Here is a 19,453-nt window from a genome sequence, read left to right as displayed (position 1 = left end):
GAAAAGACGGGCTGAGAATGAAAAGACGGGCTGAAAATGAAAACGGGCGCGACATAAGCCGCGCCCGCTTCGATTTACGATTTCAGGCCAATCAGGCGGCGTTTTCTTCGCCTTCGGTCTTCTTGTCGCGGGCGAGTTCCTTGCCGGTGGCCTGGTCGACGACCTTCATCGACAGGCGGACCTTGCCGCGCTCGTCGAAGCCCATCAGCTTGACCCAGACCTTGTCGCCTTCCTTGACGACGTCCGAGGTCTTGGCGACCCGGTCGTTGGCAAGCTGCGAGATGTGGACGAGACCGTCACGCGGACCGAAGAAGTTGACGAAAGCGCCGAAGTCGGCGGTCTTGACGACCGTACCTTCGTAGATCTCGCCGACTTCCGGCTCCGCGACGATGGTGTGAATCCACTTCTTCGCCGCCTCGATCTCCTTGGCGTTCGACGAAGCGATCTTGACCGTGCCGTCGTCCTCGATGTTGATCTTGGCGCCGGTCTTTTCGACGATCTCGCGGATGACCTTGCCGCCCGAGCCGATAACGTCGCGGATCTTGTCGGTCGGGATGTGCATGACTTCGATGCGCGGCGCGAACTCACCGAGTTCCGAACGAGCGCCGGAGAGCGCGTGGCCCATTTCGCCGAGGATATGCAGGCGGCCGTCCTTGGCCTGGCCAAGCGCGATCTGCATGATCTCCTCGGTGATGCCGTCGATCTTGATGTCCATCTGCAGCGAGGTGATGCCGTTGGCGGTGCCGGCGACCTTGAAGTCCATGTCGCCGAGGTGATCCTCGTCGCCAAGGATGTCGGAGAGAACGGCGAAACGCTCGCCTTCCTTGATCAGGCCCATCGCGATACCGGCAACTGGCTTGGCCAGCGGCACGCCGGCATCCATCAGCGCCAGCGAGGTGCCGCAGACGGTCGCCATCGACGACGAGCCGTTGGACTCGGTGATCTCCGAAACGACGCGCAGCGTGTAGGGGAACTGGTCAGCGCTCGGCAGCATCGGGCGGATGGCGCGCCAGGCGAGCTTGCCATGGCCGATCTCGCGGCGGCCCGGCGAACCCATGCGGCCGGTTTCACCGACGGAGTAGGGAGGGAAGTTGTAGTGAAGGAGGAACTTCTCCTTGTACATGCCGGTCAGCGAATCGACATACTGCTCGTCCTCGCCGGTGCCGAGCGTGGCAACGACCAGCGCCTGGGTCTCGCCGCGGGTGAACAGCGCCGAACCGTGGGTGCGCGGCAGGACGCCGACTTCGGAGACGATCTTGCGGACCGTCTTGAGGTCGCGGCCATCGATGCGCGAGCCGGTGTCGAGGATGTTCCAGCGCACGACCTTGGCCTGGAGTTCCTTGAACACGGCGCCGATCTGCTCGGACGTGTACTTGGCGTCTTCGCCTTCAGCCGGAGCAAACGCGGCCTTGACCTTCGCCTTGACGGCGTCGACGGCGGCGTAGCGCTTCTGCTTGTCGATGTTCTTGTAGGCATCGCGAAGCTCGCCTTCGACGATCTTCAGCATTTCGGCTTCGAGCGCGGAATAGTCCGGCGCGGTGAAGTCGCGCGGCTCCTTGGCGGCGACTTCGGCCAGCTTGATGATGGCGTCGATGACCGGCTGGAAGCCCTTGTGGCCGAACATGACGGCGCCGAGCATCAGCTCTTCGCCAAGTTCCTTGGCTTCGGACTCGACCATCAGAACGGCGTCGGTGGTGCCGGCGACGACGAGGTCGAGCTTGGATTCCTGCATCTCGTCGACATGCGGGTTGAGCACGTATTCGCCGTTGATGTAGCCGACGCGAGCGCCGCCGATCGGACCCATGAAGGGAACGCCCGAAAGGGTCAGGGCCGCCGAGGTGGCGACGATCGACAGAATGTCGGGATCGTTCTCGAGATCATGCTGGACGACGGTGACGACGATCTGGGTGTCGTTCTTGTAGCCGGCGGCGAAAAGCGGGCGGATCGGGCGGTCGATGAGGCGGGAAACCAGCGTTTCTTTTTCGCTCGGACGGCCTTCGCGCTTGAAATAGCCGCCTGGGATCTTGCCGGCGGCGTAGGTCTTTTCCTGGTAGTTGACGGTCAGCGGGAAGAAATCGAGACCTGGCTTCGGCTCCTTCATCGAAACGACGGTGGCGAGAACCTTGGTCTCGCCGTATGTCGCGAGCACCGCGCCGTCGGCCTGGCGCGCGATCTTGCCGGTTTCGAGGATGAGCGGACGACCGCCCCATTCGATTTCCACTTTGTGGTGATTGAACATATCTTGTCCTTAATAAGCGGAAAGGGCCGCGCCGTTTCACGGTGCGCGGATGCCCTTTCCCTGGCTTCCTTTCTCGGGCAGCCACGGGCAAGACAACGGGAAGCTCGGGTGATTTCAGCGCGGCGAGCGCGCGAGCGTCCTGCAATCCTGCCCCATGACCGTCCATGGGCGGTTTCGAGTGGCCCTCTGCACGCTCGAAACCGGGTCTGGCCAGTCGATACGACTGGCAGAATGCGCGACCGGCGGGCCCTCCGAAGAAAGCCCGCCGGTCAATTCGTCAACGGCGCAGACCGAGCTTCTCGATCAGCGTCTGGTAGCGCGCGTCGTCCTTGCGCTTGAGATAATCAAGCAGGCTGCGGCGCTGGGAGACGAGAGCGAGCAGACCACGGCGGGAATGGTTATCCTTCTTGTGGTCTTTGAAATGGTCGGTCAGGTTCTTGATGCGCTCGGAAAGGATGGCCACCTGGACTTCCGGAGACCCGGTATCGCCCTTGGCGGTTGCGAATTCACCCATCAATTCCTGTTTGCGCTCGGCAGTAATCGACATCGTGTTTTTCCTTATCTGTTTGAGGAAACGGGTCGCCCTCAGCCGGGATGTCGTCCAGCAGGGGCCGGTGCAAGCAAAGCTTCATAGCGCTATGCTGCGGCGCGTATAGTGCAATTCCCGAGAAAACACCAGCCCAATTCACAAGCCGGCTTTTCAGCCCAAAATGACAGGTTTTATCCTTGTTATAGCCATTTCTTCCATTTGAAGAAGGCGATCAGCCCAAACGCGACAAGCGCCATGAACAGCAACGATGCCGGATAGCCATAATAGGCTTTCAGCTCCGGCATGTTCCAGGGCGAAGACTCCGGATCGAAATTCATGCCCCAGATGCCGACCAGGAAGGTGAGCGGCATGAAGATGACCGAGACGATGGTGAGGTAGCTGATGACGTCGTTGGTGCGCGCCTGGCTCAGCGACAGATGCATCTCGATCAGGCCGGTCAGCATGTCGCGCTGGGTTTCGACCAGTTCGATCAGCCTGAGCGAATGGTCGAGCGTGTCGTTGAGAAAGATCTTGGTCTCACCCTTCACATAGGGCACGTCGTTGCGGATCAGCGTTGCCAGCGCATCGCGCATCGGCCACAGCACCCCCTTCAGCACATTGGCATCGCGCCGCAATTCATGCAGCTGCCGCATCTGATGCTTGTGCGTCGTGTGCAGCATTTCGTCCTCGATGCCGTCGACCATGTCGCCTGCGGCCTCGATCGGCGGGAAATAGCTGTCGACGACAGCGTCGATCAGCGCGTAGGCGAGGTAGTCGGCGCCGCGCGCGCGCAACCGGTTGGGCGCCGAGCTCTCGATGCGCTTGCGCACCGGATTGAACGGATCGCCTTCACGCTCCTGGAAGGTGACGACGAAGTTGTTGCCGAAGAAGACGGCGATCTGCTCGTAGCGGTGCGACGTGACATCATCAATCATCCTGACGACGACGAAGGCATGATCCTCGAAGAAGTCGACCTTCGGCCGCTGGCCGGTGTTGACGACGTCCTCCAACGCCAGCGGATGCAGGCTGAAAATGCGGCCGATCTCCTCAATCAGCGGAATGTTGGCGAGGCCGGTGCAGTCGAGCCAGATGACCGGCCATTTGTCGCAATGGGTGTTCAGGTCGTCGATGCTGGCATTTTCGATGGTCTTGAATTTCTGCGGCGAGATGAGGGTCAGCCGCAGTTCCGAGCGCCGCGCCGCCGGATCGGCGATCAGCGTGCCAGGCGACGCCCCGACCGGCGGCCGCCGCGTCTTCACCGGCGCCCGCTTTTTCACCGCCTCGGCCTTTTCCATATGCCCCTCGAGCGTAAAGTCGACCTGAAGTTAGAACCTCGTTTTGTCGCAATTCCGGACGGAAAACCGCTCTCGCTTTTCCTGGAATAACCTTGGCCGTCAGCCGGCAAAGACCCGCTTGGGCTTGAACATGCCTTGCTCGATGGCACCGATGGCGACCAGCTTGCCGCGCGCCGTCGCGCAGGCTTCTTCGGCTTCCACCGGTGCGTCGCGGCCGCGGATGATGACCGGATTGCCGAGGCGGATTTTCGTCGCCGCGTCGTCGCTGATGGCGACCTGCGGCAGGCAGTCAAGGGCAGCGGATGTATCCACCAGAAGGGCGTCGATGGCGTCGAAGTCGATCGGCGCTGCCACCTCGTCAGCGGCTTCAACCGTGTCAGCGGCATCTGTCGCGTCCGGGTCGTCTTCACCCGGCACGCCGAAACGGGCGGCCTCCAGTTCTGCGATGGTGACGAAGTCCTCCGGCGTGAACGGCTCGACCTCGACCCGGCGCAGTTCGGAAATATGGCCGAAACAGCCGAGATCGCGGCCCATATCGCGGGCCAGCGAGCGCACATAGGTGCCCTTGCCGCATTCGACTTCGAAAACAGTATGGTCGGCATCGTGCTCGACAATATCGAGCCGGCCGATCTCGACCTCTCGTGCGGGTATGTCGACCGTCGCGCCGTCACGGGCCAGATCATAGGCGCGCTCGCCTGATATCTTGATGGCCGAGAATTGCGGCGGCGTCTGCATGATGACGCCGGTGTATTTCGGCAGCAGCGCAAGCACCTCGGCTTCCGCCGGACGCAGGTCCGAGTTCTTCGTCACCGGACCCTCGAGATCATCGGTCGAACGCTCCTGCCCCCAGGCAACGGTGAAGCGATAGATCTTGGCGCCGTCCTGCACGTAAGGCACGGTCTTGGTGGCTTCGCCAAGCGCGATCGGCAGCATGCCGGACGCTAGCGGATCGAGCGTGCCGGCGTGGCCGGCCTTTTCCGCCTGGAACAGCCATTTGATCTTGGAGACGGCTTCGGTCGAACCCATGCCGACCGGCTTGTCCAGGACCAGCCAGCCCGAGATCGGCCGGCCCTTCTTCTTGCCGCGACGCGCCACTATTCGGTGTCCTTGTTGTCGTCTTTGTCCTGGCCTTCGGAACCCAGATCGCGCGCCACTTCGGGCGACTTCAAGAGATCGTTGATCCTGGCGAAATTGTCGAAGGAGGTGTCGAGCTTGAAACGGAACTCCGGCATAAACTTCATCTGCCGCAGCGCGCCGGAGACACGGCCACGCACGAACTTCGCATGCTTGTTCAGCGCCTCCACCACCGCATCGGTATCCTTGGCGCCGAGCGGCGAGACGAAAGCGGTAGCGACCTTCAGGTCGGGCGACATGCGCACTTCCGAAACCGAAACCACGGTGTTCTCGATCAGCGGATCGATGATCTCGCCGCGCTGCAAGGTTTCGGACAAGGCATGGCGCACTTGTTCGGCGACGCGCAGCATGCGCTGGGATGGGCTGGATGTGGTTGGACGGGGCATTTTTCTCGATCCTGAAAGCGTGAGGCGCGGGATGGAACCGTGCCGCATGTCTCATATGGTCATTCTCAATAGGACCTGCTCAATAGACTTGGGGGCGGCGGTCTTTCGACCACCGCCCGGTATCGACAAGTCACTCGAACTCAGAGCGTACGGGTCACCATCTCGACGCGGAAGCACTCGATGATGTCGCCGACGCGCATGTCCTCGTAGTTCTGGAAGGCCATGCCGCACTCCTGGCCGCCGGGAACTTCCGCAACCTCGTCCTTGAAGCGCTTCAGGGTCTTCAGCGTGCCTTCGTGGATGACGACGTTGTCGCGGATCAGACGCACGCCCGCACCACGCTCGACCTTGCCTTCGGTGACACGGCAGCCGGCGATCTTGCCGACCTTGGTGATGTCGAAGATTTCGAGGATCTGCGCATTGCCGATGAAGGTCTCGCGACGCTCCGGCGACAGCAGACCCGACAGAGCCGCCTTCACGTCATCCACAAGGTTGTAGATGATCGAGTAATAGCGGATTTCGATGCCCGCGGCAGCGGCGGCAGCACGTGCCTGGACGTTGGCACGAACGTTGAAGCCGATGATCGCCGCACCCGAAGTCTCCGCCAGCGACACGTCGCTTTCGGTGATGGCACCGGCGCCGGCATGGACGATGCGCGCACGCACTTCGTCGGTGCCGAGCTTGTCGAGCGCCGCGTTGATCGCTTCGATCGAGCCCTGCACGTCGCCCTTGATGACCAACGGGAATTCCTTCAGCCCGCTCGTCTGCAACTGCGACATCATCTGCTCGAGCGAGCCGCGCTGACCGGCATGCTTGGCAACCGCCTTCTCGCGCGCCAGACGCTGGCGATATTCGGTGATCTCGCGGGCACGGGCTTCGTTGTTGACCACGGCGAAGCGGTCGCCGGCCTGCGGGGTTCCCTGCAGGCCAAGCACTTCGACGGGCATCGCCGGCGGTGCTTCCTTGATCTGCCCGCCACGATCGTTGACCAGCGCGCGCACCCGGCCCCATTCGTTGCCGGCGACAAGGATGTCGCCCGGCATCAGCGTGCCGGTCTGCACCAGCACGGTGGCGACGGGGCCACGGCCCTTGTCGAGTTGGGCCTCGATGACAACACCCTCGGCGGTACGGTCCGGATTGGCCTTGAGGTCGAGGATTTCGGCCTGCAGCAGGATCGCCTCGAGCAGCTTGTCGAGATTGGTGCCCTTGGTCGCCGACACTTCGACGTCCAGCACTTCACCGCCCATGGATTCGACGAAGACCTCATGGCGCAGCAGTTCGGAGCGCACCTTCTGCGGATCGGCATCATGCTTGTCGATCTTGTTGATCGCCACGATGATCGGAACGCCGGCCGCCTTGGCGTGGCTGATCGATTCGATCGTCTGCGGCATGACGCTGTCGTCGGCCGCAACCACCAGGATGGCGATGTCGGTCGCCTGGGCGCCACGAGCACGCATCGCCGTGAAGGCGGCGTGGCCGGGCGTGTCGATGAACGTGATCTTGTGACCGTTCTTCTCGACCTGGTAGGCGCCGATATGCTGGGTGATGCCACCGGCTTCGCCGGAGACGACATTGGCATTGCGGATGGCGTCGAGCAGCGAGGTCTTGCCGTGATCGACGTGGCCCATGATCGTCACGACGGGCGGACGCGTCACCAGGTCCTCGACATTGTCGGCGATGTTGAACAGGCCTTCCTCGATGTCGGACTCGGCGACGCGGCGGACGGTGTGGCCGAATTCGGTGGCAACCAGCTCCGCCGTATCGGCGTCGATGACGTCGCCCGGCTTCAGGATCTGGCCCTGCTTCATGAAGAACTTGACCAGATCGACCGCACGCTCGGACATGCGTTGCGCAAGTTCCTGGATGGTGATGGTCTCTGGCAAGATCACTTCGCGCATAACTTTCTCGCGCGGCTCATTGTGCATCGCGCGCTTGAATTTTTCCTGGCGGCGGCGCATCGACGACAGCGAACGGGCCCGCGCGTCCTCATCGGACAATGCGGAATTCAGCGTCAGCTTGCCACGACGGCGATCTTCCTCGGCCTTGGTCGGCTTGGCCGGACGCGCCACTTCAGGCGTGACCGGACGGCGCACCGGCGCGCCAGCGCCAATCCGCTTCGGCTTGACCTCTTCCTCGTCGTCGACCGTTGCCAGTTCCGCGGCCAGCGGCGCGCGGCGACGTGCCTCTTCCTCGGCGCGACGGCGGGACTCTGCCTCAGTCTGCAACCGCGCCTCTTCCTCAGCCTGGCGGCGCGCGGATTCTTCGCGTTCGCGCTTGCGGCGCTCTTCGTCCTCGGCGCGGCGCTTGGCGTCCTCGGCAGCGCGCTGTCGGTCCTCGACCTCGCGTACCTTCGAGCCTTCGAGCGCCCTGCGGCGCGCTTCCATTTCACTGCGCGACAGTTCGTTCAGCACCATGCCGCTGCGCTCGACCGGAGGCGGCGGTGGCGCCTTCGGCGCTTCCTGTACGACGGGTGCGGCCACAACCGCCGGCTTCGGTATGAAGACGGGGGCGGCAACCGGCTCCGGCTTGTCGCCGGGCATCGAGAACTTGCGCTTCTTGGTTTCGACGACGACCTGCTTGGTGCGGCCGTGCGAGAAGTTCTGGCGCACAGTGCCCTGTTCCATACCGGGGCGCTTTAGCGTCAAGGTCTTCTTCGGCGTCACACTCAGCGTATTGTCGTCACCCGATTTCGTATCGCTCATTCCATATCCTCTGCGGCATCATCTTCGTCAGCAACAGCCGCAAGCATTGCCAGATCGTCCGGGGAACCGCCCCGATACCGGTCGAGCGCAACCATGCGCTTCTGGACCGCCCTGCCCGCGTCTCCCGCGAGAACGGCAGCATGTATCACATTTGTACCCCCCAATGCCAAGCTCAACTCGGCCTCGGAGAAAAGTTTGTAGGCAAGGATAGCGGGCCCGCCGAGATGGACTGTCGCCCGTCGCGCCTGGCTGATCTTGCGCACGCCGTCGTCGGACGCCTCGGTCGCATGGAGCACGAAAAGCGCCAATCCGCCGCGCACCGCGCTCTCGACCTTGGTGGCTCCAAGAGAAATCGCGCCTGCCTTGCGAGCAAGCCCAAGCATGCCCAGAGCGGATTTGGAAAGCAGCCCGTCGACCATGCCGCCAAGATCGGGCGGCACGACCACCTGTGCCTTGAAGGCGCGGGCAAAAAGGTTCTTTGCCGCCGCCTTGTCGATATGTAGGCGGTCGGCGGTCACCCAGCAACCACGGCCGGGCAGATTTCTCTTGATGTCGGGAACGACGGCCGAATCCGGGCCGACGACGAACCGGATCAATTCATCCGGTTCGGCCTGCCTGCGGGTGACGATGCAGGTGCGATCGTTCATCTCGTCCAAGGGCGGGTTCGGTGCGATGCGGTTTCACCTCACGCACCAACGGCTTCGTCAGCCGTTTCTTCTTCGGCTGCAAGCTCGTCTTCGGTGATCCAACCAGCCTTCAGGCGGGCGGCCAGAACCATCTGTTCGGCATCGGCGCGTGTCACGCCATGACTGGCCAGCACGCCCGGATACACTTTCGTCTCGCCGTCCTTGCGTTCCTTCCAGCCGGTCAGGTCGTCGGCGGCATAGCCGGCGAAATCCTCGATCGTCTTCACGCCGTCCTCGCCAAGCGTCACCATCATGGCGGTGGTGACGCCGGGGATTTCGCGCAATTCGTCGGAGACGCCGAGCGCCTTGCGCTTGTCGTCGTGCTCGGCTTCGATCTTCTCCAGATACTCGCGGGCGCGGGTCTGGATTTCCGAAGCGGTGTCTTCGTCGAAGCCATCGATCGAGGCGATTTCGCCGGAATCGACATAGGCGACTTCCTCGACGCTGGTGAAGCCTTCGGAGGCCAGCACCTGGCCGACCATCTCGTCGACGTCGAGGGCTTCCATGAACAGCGACGAACGCTCGACGAATTCCTTCTGGCGACGCTCGGATTCTTCGGCCTCGGTCAGGATGTCGATGTCCCAGCCGGTCAACTGCGAAGCGAGCCGCACGTTCTGGCCGCGGCGGCCGATGGCCAGCGACAGCTGGTCGTCGGGAACCACGACTTCGATGCGTTCGGCATCCTCGTCGAGCACGACCTTGGCGACTTCCGCCGGCTGCAGCGCGTTGACGATGAAGGACGCGGCCGAAGGCGACCACGGAATGATGTCGATCTTCTCGCCCTGCAATTCGCCAACGACGGCCTGGACGCGGCTGCCGCGCATGCCGACGCAGGCGCCGACCGGATCGATCGAAGAATCACGCGAGATGACGGCGATCTTGGCGCGAGAACCGGGGTCGCGGGCGACCGACTTGATTTCGATGATGCCGTCATAGATTTCCGGCACTTCCATGGTGAAGAGCTTGGCCATGAACTGCGGATGGGTGCGCGACAGGAATATCTGCGGGCCGCGCTGCTCGCGGCGCACGTCGTAGACATAGGCGCGGACGCGGTCGCCATATTTGTAGTTTTCGCGCGGGATCAGTTCGTCGCGACGGATGATCGCCTCGCCACGGCCGAGATCGACGATGACGTTGCCATATTCGACACGCTTGACGGTGCCGTTGACGATTTCGCCGATGCGGTCCTTGTATTCATCATACTGGCGGTCGCGTTCGGCCTCACGCACCTTCTGCACGATGACCTGCTTGGCCGACTGGGCGGCAATGCGGCCGAAATCCATCGGCGGCAGCTGTTCGGCGATGAAGTCGCCGAGCTGGGCGTCGGGGTTGCGCTCGCGCGCCGAGGAAATGGCGATCTGGGTGGCGTAGTCGTCGACCTTCTCGACCACTTCCATCAGCCGCTGCAGCTTCATCTCGCCGGTGTTCGGGTTGATGTCGGCGCGGATGTTGGTCTCCTGGCCGTAACGCGAACGCGCCGCCTTCTGGATCGCATCGGCCATGGCGGCGATGACGATTGACTTGTCGATCGACTTTTCGCGCGCGACCGCATCGGCGATCTGCAGCAGTTCAAGCCTGTTGGCGCTTACAACCATCGTTTTTCTCCCGAGCCTGTTCGCCGGACCTTTGCGCCCGGCAGCTCAATCATAGTTCCTGTTCGGTTTCGTTTTCCGCGCCGGCATCCGCACCCTCGGGCGCATCATCGTCCGGTTCGCCGCGGCGTTTCTTGGCTTCCTTGCGCGCCCTGTTGTCTTTCGACAGGGCATCGCGAATGAGATCGTCGGTCAGGATCAGGCGCGTTTCGGAAATCGCGTCATAGGGGACCCGCACCGTCGGCTCCTCGCCATAGGCGGCCTTTTCGCGCTCGATCAGCACATCGTTGTCACCGGCCTCGACGATCTTGCCCTTGAACCGCTTGCGGTCGGCGACGATGATCGACGTCTCCATCTTGACCAGATGGCCGGTCCAGGTCGCGAAATCCGATTTGCGGACCAGCGGCCGGTCGATGCCGGGCGAAGAGACTTCGAGGTGATAGGCCTTTTCGATCGGATCATCGACGTCGAGGGCCGGCGACACCGCGCGGCTGACCTCTTCGCAGTCCTCGACGGTCATGGTGCCGTCCTCGCGCTCGGCCATGATCTGCAGCGTCAGCCCGTTCTGGCCCGACAGATGCACCCGCACGAGGCGGAAGCCGATGCCGCGCAGAACCGGCTGGACGATCAGCGCGATGCGCGCATCGATGCCGCTTTCGCGGATGATGCGGTCGTCGCCTTCGCTTGCCGTTGCAGTCATTCGATCCCTGTCGTTCTACCCGAAGCTACCGGCAGGTAATAAAAAAGAGCGGGACCGGGTGGACCCACTCTTCGTCATACCGACCAAGAATTTGAGGCTGATATAACCGATCATGGCCGCTGTTTCAAGCCCGCCGTATCGGCACGGACAAAAGCCGTGGCAACGACAGTGTTGCGCCAGACGCATGGCCTCCATGCGGCAGTACCCCTGTGAGCCTCAACGCTGCATCACCATCTATGTTGCATCGCACAAAGATGACGACACGTCACAGCAGCGAAAGGATACGACCATGACCAACCGCAAGATTCTATCCGCCATAGGCCATCTCTTCACGACATTTGGCAGTGCAGTCGCTGCGTCGCGTTCCGTGGAAGTCGGCCGCAGGCCACGCGCGGACGACCTGCGCAAGCTCGGCATGGATCCGGCTGTCTTCAACAGGATCGGCCGTTTCTAAGGGTTTGGCGGGCTGACGACGCACGCGCTTGCCGCCGGCGAACCCCGGAGGCCGCGTGCGATCGGCCTGCTTACCTCCTGATGAAGGTAAGATAGGCGGGCCGCCGGCCCTCACGAACAGCCTTCGCCTCGTAACGGGTACCCGGCCAGCCATCGTAGGGCCGATGCCAATCCGCCGCCTCCGAAGCCTGCCACGCGAATGCACCATGCGCCCGACAGTGCAGCAAGGTCCAGTTCACATAGGTGTCGATATCGGAGGCAAAGCGGAATTTTGAACCCGGCTTCAGCACGCGCGCGAAACGGTCGAGATTGATCGGGCTGACGAAACGGCGCTTCCAGTGCTTCTTCTTCGGCCACGGATCCGGATAGAGAAGGTCGATGCCGGCGAGCGAGGCTTGCGGCAGCCAGTCGAGCAGCCGGGTGGCGTCGTCGTCATAGACCTTGAGATTGGCAAGCGGCTTTTCCCTCACCGCCATCATCATCTTGGCCATGCCGTTGACGAAGGGCTCGACGCCGATAAAGCCAATCGATGGCGCCTCGGTGGCGCGATGCAAGAGATGTTCGCCGCCGCCGAAGCCGATTTCGAGACGAACCGCCGAAACATCCGCTTCAAACAGGGTGCTGAGATCTGCCGGAGGTTCACCCGTCAGATCGAGCCGATACGTGCCAAAGCCGCTTTCCAGTGCGGCCGCCTGCTGCGGACGCATGGTCTTGCCGCGCCGGCGACCGAAGAAGGCTTCGGTCGCGCGGCTTGGTCTGTCCTTCGGGTCCATGGCAGGACTTTGCGGCGCCGCTGTCAGGCGGCGACCGCGTCCTTGAGCGCCTTGGCGAGATCGGTCTTTTCCCAGGAGAAGGACCCATCGCGGCCGGCTTTGCGGCCAAAATGGCCGTAGGACGACGTCTTGGCGTAGATCGGCTTGTTGAGATCGAGATGGCGGCGGATGCCTGACGGCGACAGATCCATCACCGTGCGCAGCGCCTCTTCAAGCTTGGCCTCGTCGACCTTGCCGGTGCCGTGCAGGTCGACATAGACCGACAGCGGCTGGGCGACGCCGATGGCGTAGGAAAGCTGAATGGTGCAGCGGTCGGCGAGTTTCGCCGCCACGACGTTCTTGGCGAGGTAGCGCGCCGCATAGGCAGCGGAACGATCGACCTTGGTGGTGTCCTTGCCCGAGAAAGCGCCGCCGCCATGCGGTGCGGCACCGCCATAGGTGTCGACGATGATCTTGCGGCCAGTCAGCCCGGCGTCGCCATCCGGCCCGCCAATGACGAACTTGCCGGTCGGGTTGATGTACCACATGCAGTTGTCGGCGATCTTGAGCTCGCCCAGCGCCTCGCGGATATAGGGTTCGACGACCTTGCGGACCTTCTTCGAATCCCAGCTCGCATCGAGGTGCTGTGTCGACAGCACGATCTGCGTCGCCTCGGCGGCCTTGCCGTCGACATAGCGGACAGTGACCTGGCTCTTGGCGTCCGGACCGAGCCTGCCGGCTTCACCGCTGCCTTCGTGGCGGGCGGCGGCTAGCAGTTCGAGGATCTTGTGGCTGTAGTAGATCGGCGCCGGCATCAGATCCGGCGTCTCGCGGCAGGCATAGCCGAACATGATGCCCTGATCGCCGGCACCTTCCTCGCCCTGGCGGTCGGACGCATTGTCGACACCCTGGCCGATATCGGGCGACTGACCGTGCAGCAGGACCTCGATTTTCGCGTTCTTCCAGTGGAAGCCGGCCTGCTCATAGCCGATTTCACGGATCGCCTTGCGGGCTACCGACTTGAACTTCGCCGGATTGACCACCGGGTGGCCGGCGGCATCCTTGAGGATGTTGCCTTCCTTGTCCTTCTTCAGCAGCGTCTCGGGGACGCGCACCTCACCGGCGATGACGACGCGGTTGGTGGTGGCCAGCGTCTCGCAGGCGACACGGACTTTCCATGGGTCCATGCCGGTCTTCTTGGCTTCGCGATAGACCAGATCGACGATCTCGTCGGAGATCCGGTCGCAGACTTTGTCGGGATGGCCCTCGGCAACGGATTCCGAGGTAAAGAAGTAATTCTGCCGCGTCACGGGTGTCCCCTCTTGAAAAAACGATCGGCAGGCTGCCGATTTTGGCGCGCCACGTGTTAGCGGGGTGGAGCGCCGCTCGTCAAGCGGTGCTGCCGTTCTGGCATGAATGTCGATGCAGTTATCTTGTGCCACCGGCGGCAGGTTGCCGCCGGTCCAAACGGGATTGCGGATCAGTCGAGATCGTCCGTGGAGAGCGATTTGACCAAGTCAATGATCCTGCGGCGCACCTTGGCATCGGCAATCTTGACGAAGGCGCGGTTAAGCTGAAGGCCTTCAGGACTGCCGCAGAATTCGACGGCGAAAGCCATCGACGTGTCTTCGGCAAAGCCACGGCCGTGCGCGGCCTCCTGGCCGGGCGCATCCTCGAAAAAGAAGGCGACTGGCACACCGAGAATCGACGCTATCGCCTGCAGGCGGCTGGCGCCGACGCGGTTGGTGCCCTTTTCATATTTCTGAATCTGTTGAAATGTGATGCCGAGATTCTCGCCCAGTTTCTCCTGGCTCATTCCGAGCATATTGCGGCGAAGCCGGATGCGACTGCCAACATGGATGTCGATCGGATTCGGTTTCTTCTTGTTGTCTTCTGTCATTTTTTCCTCGCCGAATTTTTTCGGCTTTCTCTATTTTTTCTTTGCCCAAACGACGCCGGCGGCAACTGCCCCAACAGAACGATCCACCGACTTCGAGAAAATTTCAGGCGCTTACAGTATGAGTTTCTAATGTGTGGGCTGTCAATTCACCCGTAGCCTTTGCCTTACGTTCAACAATGCGGCGGCGATGGCAAACAGCAACATGATCAGCATTCCGTTAATGCGTCTCTGGCCGGCGGATATGAACGCCTGTCCGGAAATCGGCACGCGTGCATCGATGGCGCCGCGCGCATTGATCGCCAGCGCATCGACGACGCGCCCGCGCGTATCGACGACGGCCGAGATACCGTTGTTGGCAGCACGCAACAATGGCAATCCATTCTCCACCGCACGGATCTGGGCCTGCCTGAAATGCTGATACGGACCCGGCGTGTGACCGAACCACGCATCATTGGTAACGTTCACAATAAGCTGCGCTGACGTAGCGTCAACTGCCACCAGATCGGGAAAGATCACCTCATAACAGATAAATGGCAGCGCACGGATGCCGTCAGGCAAAGTGATGGCGTGCCGCTCGTTGCCCGCCGCAAATGTCATCGGCCCGGCAACCAGTTGCTCGATGCCGAAACGCTCAAGCAGATCGGCAAAAGGCAGGTATTCGCCGAACGGCACCAGATGAACCTTGTCGACGGCGTCGGCGATTTCACCCTTGTCGTCGATCGCCACCACGGAGTTGTAGTAGCGGCTGTCGGCATTCGCCGCCGAGCCGCCTTCCTCGCGGACGACGCCGGCGATCAGCATCTGGCCGGGACCGAGCATGTCGCCCAGCGCCGTCAATGCGTCCGGACGCTCGGTGAAGAGGAACGGCACCGAGGTCTCCGGCCACAGGATCAATTGCGGCTTTTCATGACCGGGGTCCGGCGCCTTGGCCGACAGGCCCATCAAAGTTGCGAAGATGCGGTCGCGCACCGAGGCATCCCACTTTTCCGACAGATCCACGGCCGGCTGGACGATGCGGACATCCAGGCTGTGCGTTGCCGGCTTTTCGGGAGTGGCAAGCCTGACATAGCCGAAACCGATATGGGCGGCGGCGAGGACGGCAAACAGTGCCGCGCCGAGGCGCAGATGCCGGCGCGCCACCAGCAGCGCCGGCAATGCGAAGACGAACACAGCGAGCGCGTTCATGCCGATCATGCCGGTCACCGAGACGCTCTGCATCAGCAAGGGCACGGGCATGGCCGCATAGCCGATCGCATTCCACGGAAAACCGGTGAACAGGAAGTCGCGCAGCCACTCCGCCAGCCCAAAACCAAAAGCAAGGGCGGCAATGCGGCCGATATCGCTGCTCCACAGCAGTCGGGCAACCATTGCCGCAAAGCCGTAGAAAAAGGCGAGTGCGAAGGGAATGCCGACCACCGCGAAGGGAAGCGCCCAGGCAAAGCTGTCAGCCTCGACCAGCAGTGCCGAGCCAATCCACCAGAGGCCGGCTAGGAAATAGCCGAAGCCGAACCACCAGCCGACGGCGAAGGCAGGCCGCAGGCGACGAAACAGGCTGCCGGAGGCTTCGCCGGTGGCGCCATCGATCAGCCAGACCAGCAAGGGAAACGAGATGAAACAGGCAGCGAAGAAATCGTAAGGGGCCTGTCCAAGCACGGCAAACGCCCCGGCGAGAAACGCCACCAGCGCGCGCCGCCAACCCCAAAGCAGAATTATCCGGCCGGCCAGGCGCTCCATGCAAACTTCCGAGTCGCGCGAATCAGGAAGCAAGATTTAACAGGCTGCGGTCCGCGCTCCAAACGCCGGATGGCTGGCTGCGATGCAAGCTCCGCCTACCGGTGCCAGCCGTCGATGCGCACGCCGCCCAGCCGTTCGGCCTCTTCACGCGAAACAGCTCGAATGGTCTGGGTGAAGGTCCAGACATGGCCTTCGGGATCACGTGCCCGATACTGCCGTTCGCCGTAGAACTGGTCGGCAGGCTCCTGGATGATCTCGGCGCCGTTTGCCCTGGCGTGCTCACAATGGGCGTCTAGGCCGTCCTTCAGCCGCACATAGACTGATTGGGTATTCTTGCCGGAGACGGAACAGGGGCTGGCGACGTAATCGGTCCATTGGGAATCGACGATGATGTAGCCGTCGCCGAACCGCATCTCGGAGTGGACGAGCCTTCCATCGGCGTCGCTGACCACCATGCTGCGCTCGAAGCCGAAGGCCGTTTCCAGCCAGTCCAGAGCGGCGCGAGGGTCCCTGTAGAACACCCCGGACCCCAAGGTGGAATGCTTGAAGGGGTCCTCGACCGTCATCCGCGAGCGCTTATGTCCTTGTTTTGTCGCATGATGTTCGTCCGAAAAGTCTGCAACTTTTCGGCATCGTGCTTTGGTGCTGTCGCATGATGTTTATCCGAAAAAGTCTGCAACTTTTCGGCATCATGCTTAAGCCTGCTCGGTGCGTGCGGCGCGCCGGCGGCGCTCGCCCTTCTGGCTCTGCACGATGCGCACGCGCTTGACGCGGCGCGGATCGGCATCAAGGACGTGGAATTCGAAGCCGGGGATGGCCTGCACCACCTCGCCGCGCGCCGGCACGCGGCCAAGCGTGTTGAAGATCATGCCGCCGATGGTGTCGACATATTCGCCATGTTCGCCGGCGGCGAAATCCTCGCCGATCATTTTGGCGACGTCGTCGATCTCGGCCTTGCCGTCGACGATGAAGACGCCGTCGCCGCTCTGGGTGATCATCGGCTCATCGTCGTCATGCTCGTCCTCGATGTCGCCGACCACCATCTCGACGATGTCTTCCAGAGAGGCAAGGCCATCGGTGCCGCCATACTCGTCGATGACCAGCGCCATCTGCGTGCGTGTCGTCTGCATGCGGCCCATCAGGTCGGAGGCAAGCATCGACGGCGGCACGAACAACACCTGGCGGATCAGGTTGAGGTCGCCAATGGTGCGGGCTAGGTCGACCTGCGTGAGGTCGAGAACCGTAGCGGCAGGAGTTTTCCGTGTCGAGCGGCCCTTCTTGACGCGCGCGATCTTGGTGATGTGGGCCAGCACGTCGCGAATGTGCACCATGCCGCGCGGATCATCGAGCGTCTCGGAATAGACCGGCATGCGCGAATGGCCGGACTGCTCGAAGGTGCCCAGCAGATCGCCGAGCGTCGTCGTGATCTCGACCGCCTCGATGTCGGCGCGCGGCACCATGACGTCCTCGACGCGCACCTCGCGCAAACGCAGGATGTTGTTGAGCATGGCGCGTTCGCCGGGCGAGAAGGCGCCGGCGTCGCTCGCCGTTTCGGCAAGCGCCCCGGCGATTTCCTCACGCAGGCTGGTTCCGTTGCGCTGCCGGAACAGGCCCAGCACACGGTCGAACAGGGAGGGGCCGGCTGGCGATGTTTCGCTGGCAACGCTGCCGGTAACGGTACTCGGACTTGATCCCTCTTCCGACGTATCGGAAGCCTTGTTCGCACTGCCGGCGTCGGGGCGGGCGGCAGTCTCTGGTTTGTCGTTCATCGTCGTCCGGTCAATTGGTCAGACGTAGTTACGCGTAGGGATCGGGAATGGCAAGCCTTGCGAGCGCTGCGCGCTCGATGGCCTCCATCGCCTCGGCCTCGGCGTCGGTCTCGTGGTCATAGCCCAAAAGGTGCAGCAGGCCATGGACCACGAGATGAGTGATATGGTTCTCGACAGGCTTGTCTTCCAGTGCCGCTTCACGCGCGACCGTCTCGGCGGCGAGCACGATGTCACCTAGCATTGGCGGCAATGGAGCGCCTTGCACGAGCGGAAAAGCTGGGAAAGACAAGACGTTGGTCGGTTTGTCCTTGCCGCGCCAGCCGGCGTTGAGGGTCCGGATATGGGCGTCGTCGGAAAAAACGAGGCTGAGTTCGGAACGGCCCGACACGCCGGTTTCGGCAAAAGCAGCCGCGGCAGCGCGATCGACCAGCCGTGTCAGGCTTGCCTCATCGGGCCAATTGCCCGCCTCGACTGATATATCAATTTCGACGGGGACCGGACGCGCCCCGTCGCCGGATATGTTGTCCTCAGGCATGAGGCCGCATCGTCACATCAATTCTCGGCGCCGAGGCCGCGCGCCAGTTTGGCATCCCGGTCATACGCCCTGACGATTTCCGCCACCAGCGGATGACGGACGACGTCGCCATCGTTGAAGCGCACGGTTACCGCGCCGGCCACGCCATCCAGCACGCGCAAGGCTTCGACCAGGCCCGATTTCGTGTTCGAGGGCAGGTCGATCTGCGTCGGATCGCCGGTGACGATCATGCGCGAGTTCTCGCCGAGACGGGTCAGGAACATCTTCATCTGCATCGGCGTGGTGTTCTGCGCTTCGTCGAGGATGACGGCGGCATGCGCCAGCGTGCGGCCGCGCATGAAGGCGAGCGGCGCGATCTCGATCACTTCCGCGGCAATGGCGCGCTCGACTTTGTCGGCGGGCATCATGTCGTAAAGCGCATCATAGAGAGGGCGCAGATAGGGATCGACCTTCTCCTTCATGTCGCCCGGCAGGAAGCCCAGCCGTTCGCCGGCCTCCACGGCCGGCCGCGACAGGATGATGCGTTCGACCATGCCGCGCTCAAGCAGCATCGCGGCATGCGCCACTGCCAGATAGGTCTTGCCGGTCCCGGCCGGGCCGATGCCGAACACCAGTTCCGACCGCTCCAGCGCGCGCATATAGGCGTCCTGGTTGAGCGAGCGGGCATAGATCGTCTTCTTGCGGGTGGCGATCTGGGCGGCGGAGACCTTCCCCTTGCGTTCCAACGTCGGCAAGGTCAGCTGATCGTCGGCGGCAATCGCCATGCGCACGGCGCCGTCGACGTCGGACTGGCCGATGTCGACGCCCTTCTGGAGAATGCCGTAGAGATTGTCCAAAGCCCGGCGGGCCTGCTCGGCGGCCGACGCCGAGCCCTTGATCGTCAGCTGGTTGCCGCGCGAGCGGATGTCGACGCCGAGCTTCTGCTCGAGCCTGGCCAGGTTCTCGTCGAACTGACCGTAAAGGGCGCTGGCAAGCTTGTTGTTGTCGAAAGTCAGAACGATGTGCGCCATGTCAGAAGCCCCAGACGCCGGTGCCGGGGGCAGGCTC

The 19,453-nt window shown here is 62.7% G+C and carries 18 protein-coding genes; 1 reads left to right on the top strand and 17 read right to left on the bottom strand.

Annotated elements, in window-relative coordinates:
• Positions 1-91: 91 nt before the first annotated feature.
• The 9 genes from pnp to rimP form a co-directional block, all read right to left on the bottom strand.
• Positions 92-2,239: a polyribonucleotide nucleotidyltransferase gene (pnp, locus tag AC1D08_RS04035; RefSeq protein WP_095082409.1), complete on the bottom strand. Its 2,148-nt coding sequence runs from the start codon at positions 2,237-2,239 to the stop codon at positions 92-94.
• 277 nt (positions 2,240-2,516) lie between these two features.
• On the bottom strand, positions 2,517-2,828 hold the full coding sequence (rpsO, locus tag AC1D08_RS04030; protein WP_269470859.1) for a 30S ribosomal protein S15: 312 nt from the start codon (positions 2,826-2,828) through the stop codon (positions 2,517-2,519).
• A gap of 140 nt (positions 2,829-2,968) precedes the next feature.
• Entirely contained in the window at positions 2,969-4,063 is a 1,095-nt protein-coding gene (corA, locus tag AC1D08_RS04025) for a magnesium/cobalt transporter CorA (RefSeq protein ID WP_477422577.1), read from the bottom strand.
• A gap of 99 nt (positions 4,064-4,162) precedes the next feature.
• Entirely contained in the window at positions 4,163-5,158 is a 996-nt protein-coding gene (truB, locus tag AC1D08_RS04020; RefSeq protein ID WP_457151728.1) for a tRNA pseudouridine(55) synthase TruB, read from the bottom strand.
• The gene (rbfA, locus tag AC1D08_RS04015; protein WP_095082415.1) at positions 5,158-5,583 is read right to left on the bottom strand and encodes a 30S ribosome-binding factor RbfA; all 426 of its coding nucleotides are present in this window, start codon (positions 5,581-5,583) and stop codon (positions 5,158-5,160) included. Before rbfA ends, truB begins: the two co-directional genes overlap by 1 nt.
• Positions 5,584-5,723: 140 nt before the next feature.
• Positions 5,724-8,285, bottom strand: coding sequence for a translation initiation factor IF-2 (infB, locus tag AC1D08_RS04010; RefSeq protein ID WP_457151727.1), 2,562 nt, complete (start codon positions 8,283-8,285; stop codon positions 5,724-5,726).
• Positions 8,282-8,932: an RNA-binding protein gene (locus tag AC1D08_RS04005; protein WP_457151726.1), complete on the bottom strand. Its 651-nt coding sequence runs from the start codon at positions 8,930-8,932 to the stop codon at positions 8,282-8,284. The genes infB and AC1D08_RS04005 overlap by 4 nt, the downstream gene beginning before the upstream one ends.
• A gap of 38 nt (positions 8,933-8,970) precedes the next feature.
• Entirely contained in the window at positions 8,971-10,566 is a 1,596-nt protein-coding gene (gene nusA / locus AC1D08_RS04000; protein ID WP_095082421.1) for a transcription termination factor NusA, read from the bottom strand.
• A gap of 49 nt (positions 10,567-10,615) precedes the next feature.
• Positions 10,616-11,263, bottom strand: a complete 648-nt coding sequence (gene rimP, locus AC1D08_RS03995) for a ribosome maturation factor RimP (RefSeq protein WP_095082423.1) — start codon at positions 11,261-11,263, stop codon at positions 10,616-10,618.
• A 289-nt stretch (positions 11,264-11,552) separates the two neighbouring features.
• On the opposite strand from rimP, the gene AC1D08_RS03990 reads away from it, so the two are divergent.
• Positions 11,553-11,717, top strand: coding sequence for a hypothetical protein (locus tag AC1D08_RS03990; RefSeq protein WP_457151725.1), 165 nt, complete (start codon positions 11,553-11,555; stop codon positions 11,715-11,717).
• Positions 11,718-11,787: 70 nt separating this feature from the next.
• On the opposite strand, the gene trmB is transcribed toward AC1D08_RS03990, so the two are convergent.
• The 8 genes from trmB to AC1D08_RS03950 form a co-directional block, all read right to left on the bottom strand.
• Positions 11,788-12,489, bottom strand: a complete 702-nt coding sequence (gene trmB / locus AC1D08_RS03985; RefSeq protein ID WP_457151724.1) for a tRNA (guanine(46)-N(7))-methyltransferase TrmB — start codon at positions 12,487-12,489, stop codon at positions 11,788-11,790.
• A gap of 23 nt (positions 12,490-12,512) precedes the next feature.
• Entirely contained in the window at positions 12,513-13,778 is a 1,266-nt protein-coding gene (metK, locus tag AC1D08_RS03980; protein WP_457151723.1) for a methionine adenosyltransferase, read from the bottom strand.
• Between the two features lie 170 nt (positions 13,779-13,948).
• Complete coding sequence (locus AC1D08_RS03975) at positions 13,949-14,368, bottom strand: helix-turn-helix domain-containing protein (RefSeq protein WP_457151722.1); 420 nt, start codon at positions 14,366-14,368, stop codon at positions 13,949-13,951.
• Positions 14,369-14,509: 141 nt separating this feature from the next.
• Positions 14,510-16,102, bottom strand: a complete 1,593-nt coding sequence (lnt, locus tag AC1D08_RS03970; RefSeq protein WP_457151721.1) for an apolipoprotein N-acyltransferase — start codon at positions 16,100-16,102, stop codon at positions 14,510-14,512.
• A 95-nt stretch (positions 16,103-16,197) separates the two neighbouring features.
• Positions 16,198-16,668 (bottom strand): VOC family protein, encoded by a 471-nt coding sequence (locus tag AC1D08_RS03965; RefSeq protein ID WP_457151720.1) that lies wholly within the window; start codon positions 16,666-16,668, stop codon positions 16,198-16,200.
• Positions 16,669-16,797: 129 nt separating this feature from the next.
• Positions 16,798-17,871 carry a hemolysin family protein gene (locus tag AC1D08_RS03960; RefSeq protein WP_095082435.1) on the bottom strand — a complete coding sequence of 358 codons (1,074 nt, stop codon included), beginning with the start codon at positions 17,869-17,871 and terminating at the stop codon, positions 16,798-16,800.
• Positions 17,872-17,899: 28 nt separating this feature from the next.
• A complete protein-coding gene (ybeY, locus tag AC1D08_RS03955) occupies positions 17,900-18,406 on the bottom strand; it encodes an rRNA maturation RNase YbeY (RefSeq protein WP_457151719.1) in 507 nt (168 codons plus the stop codon).
• Between the two features lie 17 nt (positions 18,407-18,423).
• Positions 18,424-19,416, bottom strand: a complete 993-nt coding sequence (locus AC1D08_RS03950; RefSeq protein WP_023758127.1) for a PhoH family protein — start codon at positions 19,414-19,416, stop codon at positions 18,424-18,426.
• Between the last annotated feature and the right edge of the window lie 37 nt (positions 19,417-19,453).

It is taken from the genome of Mesorhizobium sp. P2_E6 (assembly GCF_056403835.1).
The sequence above is the reverse complement of the archived record's forward strand: the minus strand, read 5'-3'. Positions and strand labels throughout refer to the sequence as shown.

What these genes read in the sequence shown, in the direction of transcription:
- rbfA (WP_095082415.1), bottom strand. Translation starts at nt 5,583, where the DNA reads ATGCCCCGTCCAACCACATCCAGCCCATCCCAGCGCATGCTGCGCGTC.
- nusA (WP_095082421.1), bottom strand. Translation starts at nt 10,566, where the DNA reads ATGGTTGTAAGCGCCAACAGGCTTGAACTGCTGCAGATCGCCGATGCG.
- AC1D08_RS03965 (WP_457151720.1), bottom strand. Translation starts at nt 16,668, where the DNA reads ATGACGGTCGAGGACCCCTTCAAGCATTCCACCTTGGGGTCCGGGGTG.
- AC1D08_RS03975 (WP_457151722.1), bottom strand. Translation starts at nt 14,368, where the DNA reads ATGACAGAAGACAACAAGAAGAAACCGAATCCGATCGACATCCATGTT.
- AC1D08_RS03990 (WP_457151725.1), top strand. Translation starts at nt 11,553, where the DNA reads ATGACCAACCGCAAGATTCTATCCGCCATAGGCCATCTCTTCACGACA.
- lnt (WP_457151721.1), bottom strand. Translation starts at nt 16,102, where the DNA reads ATGGAGCGCCTGGCCGGCCGGATAATTCTGCTTTGGGGTTGGCGGCGC.
- trmB (WP_457151724.1), bottom strand. Translation starts at nt 12,489, where the DNA reads ATGGACCCGAAGGACAGACCAAGCCGCGCGACCGAAGCCTTCTTCGGT.
- ybeY (WP_457151719.1), bottom strand. Translation starts at nt 18,406, where the DNA reads ATGCCTGAGGACAACATATCCGGCGACGGGGCGCGTCCGGTCCCCGTC.
- AC1D08_RS03960 (WP_095082435.1), bottom strand. Translation starts at nt 17,871, where the DNA reads ATGAACGACAAACCAGAGACTGCCGCCCGCCCCGACGCCGGCAGTGCG.
- AC1D08_RS04005 (WP_457151726.1), bottom strand. Translation starts at nt 8,932, where the DNA reads ATGAACGATCGCACCTGCATCGTCACCCGCAGGCAGGCCGAACCGGAT.
- pnp (WP_095082409.1), bottom strand. Translation starts at nt 2,239, where the DNA reads ATGTTCAATCACCACAAAGTGGAAATCGAATGGGGCGGTCGTCCGCTC.
- infB (WP_457151727.1), bottom strand. Translation starts at nt 8,285, where the DNA reads ATGAGCGATACGAAATCGGGTGACGACAATACGCTGAGTGTGACGCCG.
- AC1D08_RS03950 (WP_023758127.1), bottom strand. Translation starts at nt 19,416, where the DNA reads ATGGCGCACATCGTTCTGACTTTCGACAACAACAAGCTTGCCAGCGCC.
- rimP (WP_095082423.1), bottom strand. Translation starts at nt 11,263, where the DNA reads ATGACTGCAACGGCAAGCGAAGGCGACGACCGCATCATCCGCGAAAGC.
- corA (WP_477422577.1), bottom strand. Translation starts at nt 4,063, where the DNA reads ATGGAAAAGGCCGAGGCGGTGAAAAAGCGGGCGCCGGTGAAGACGCGG.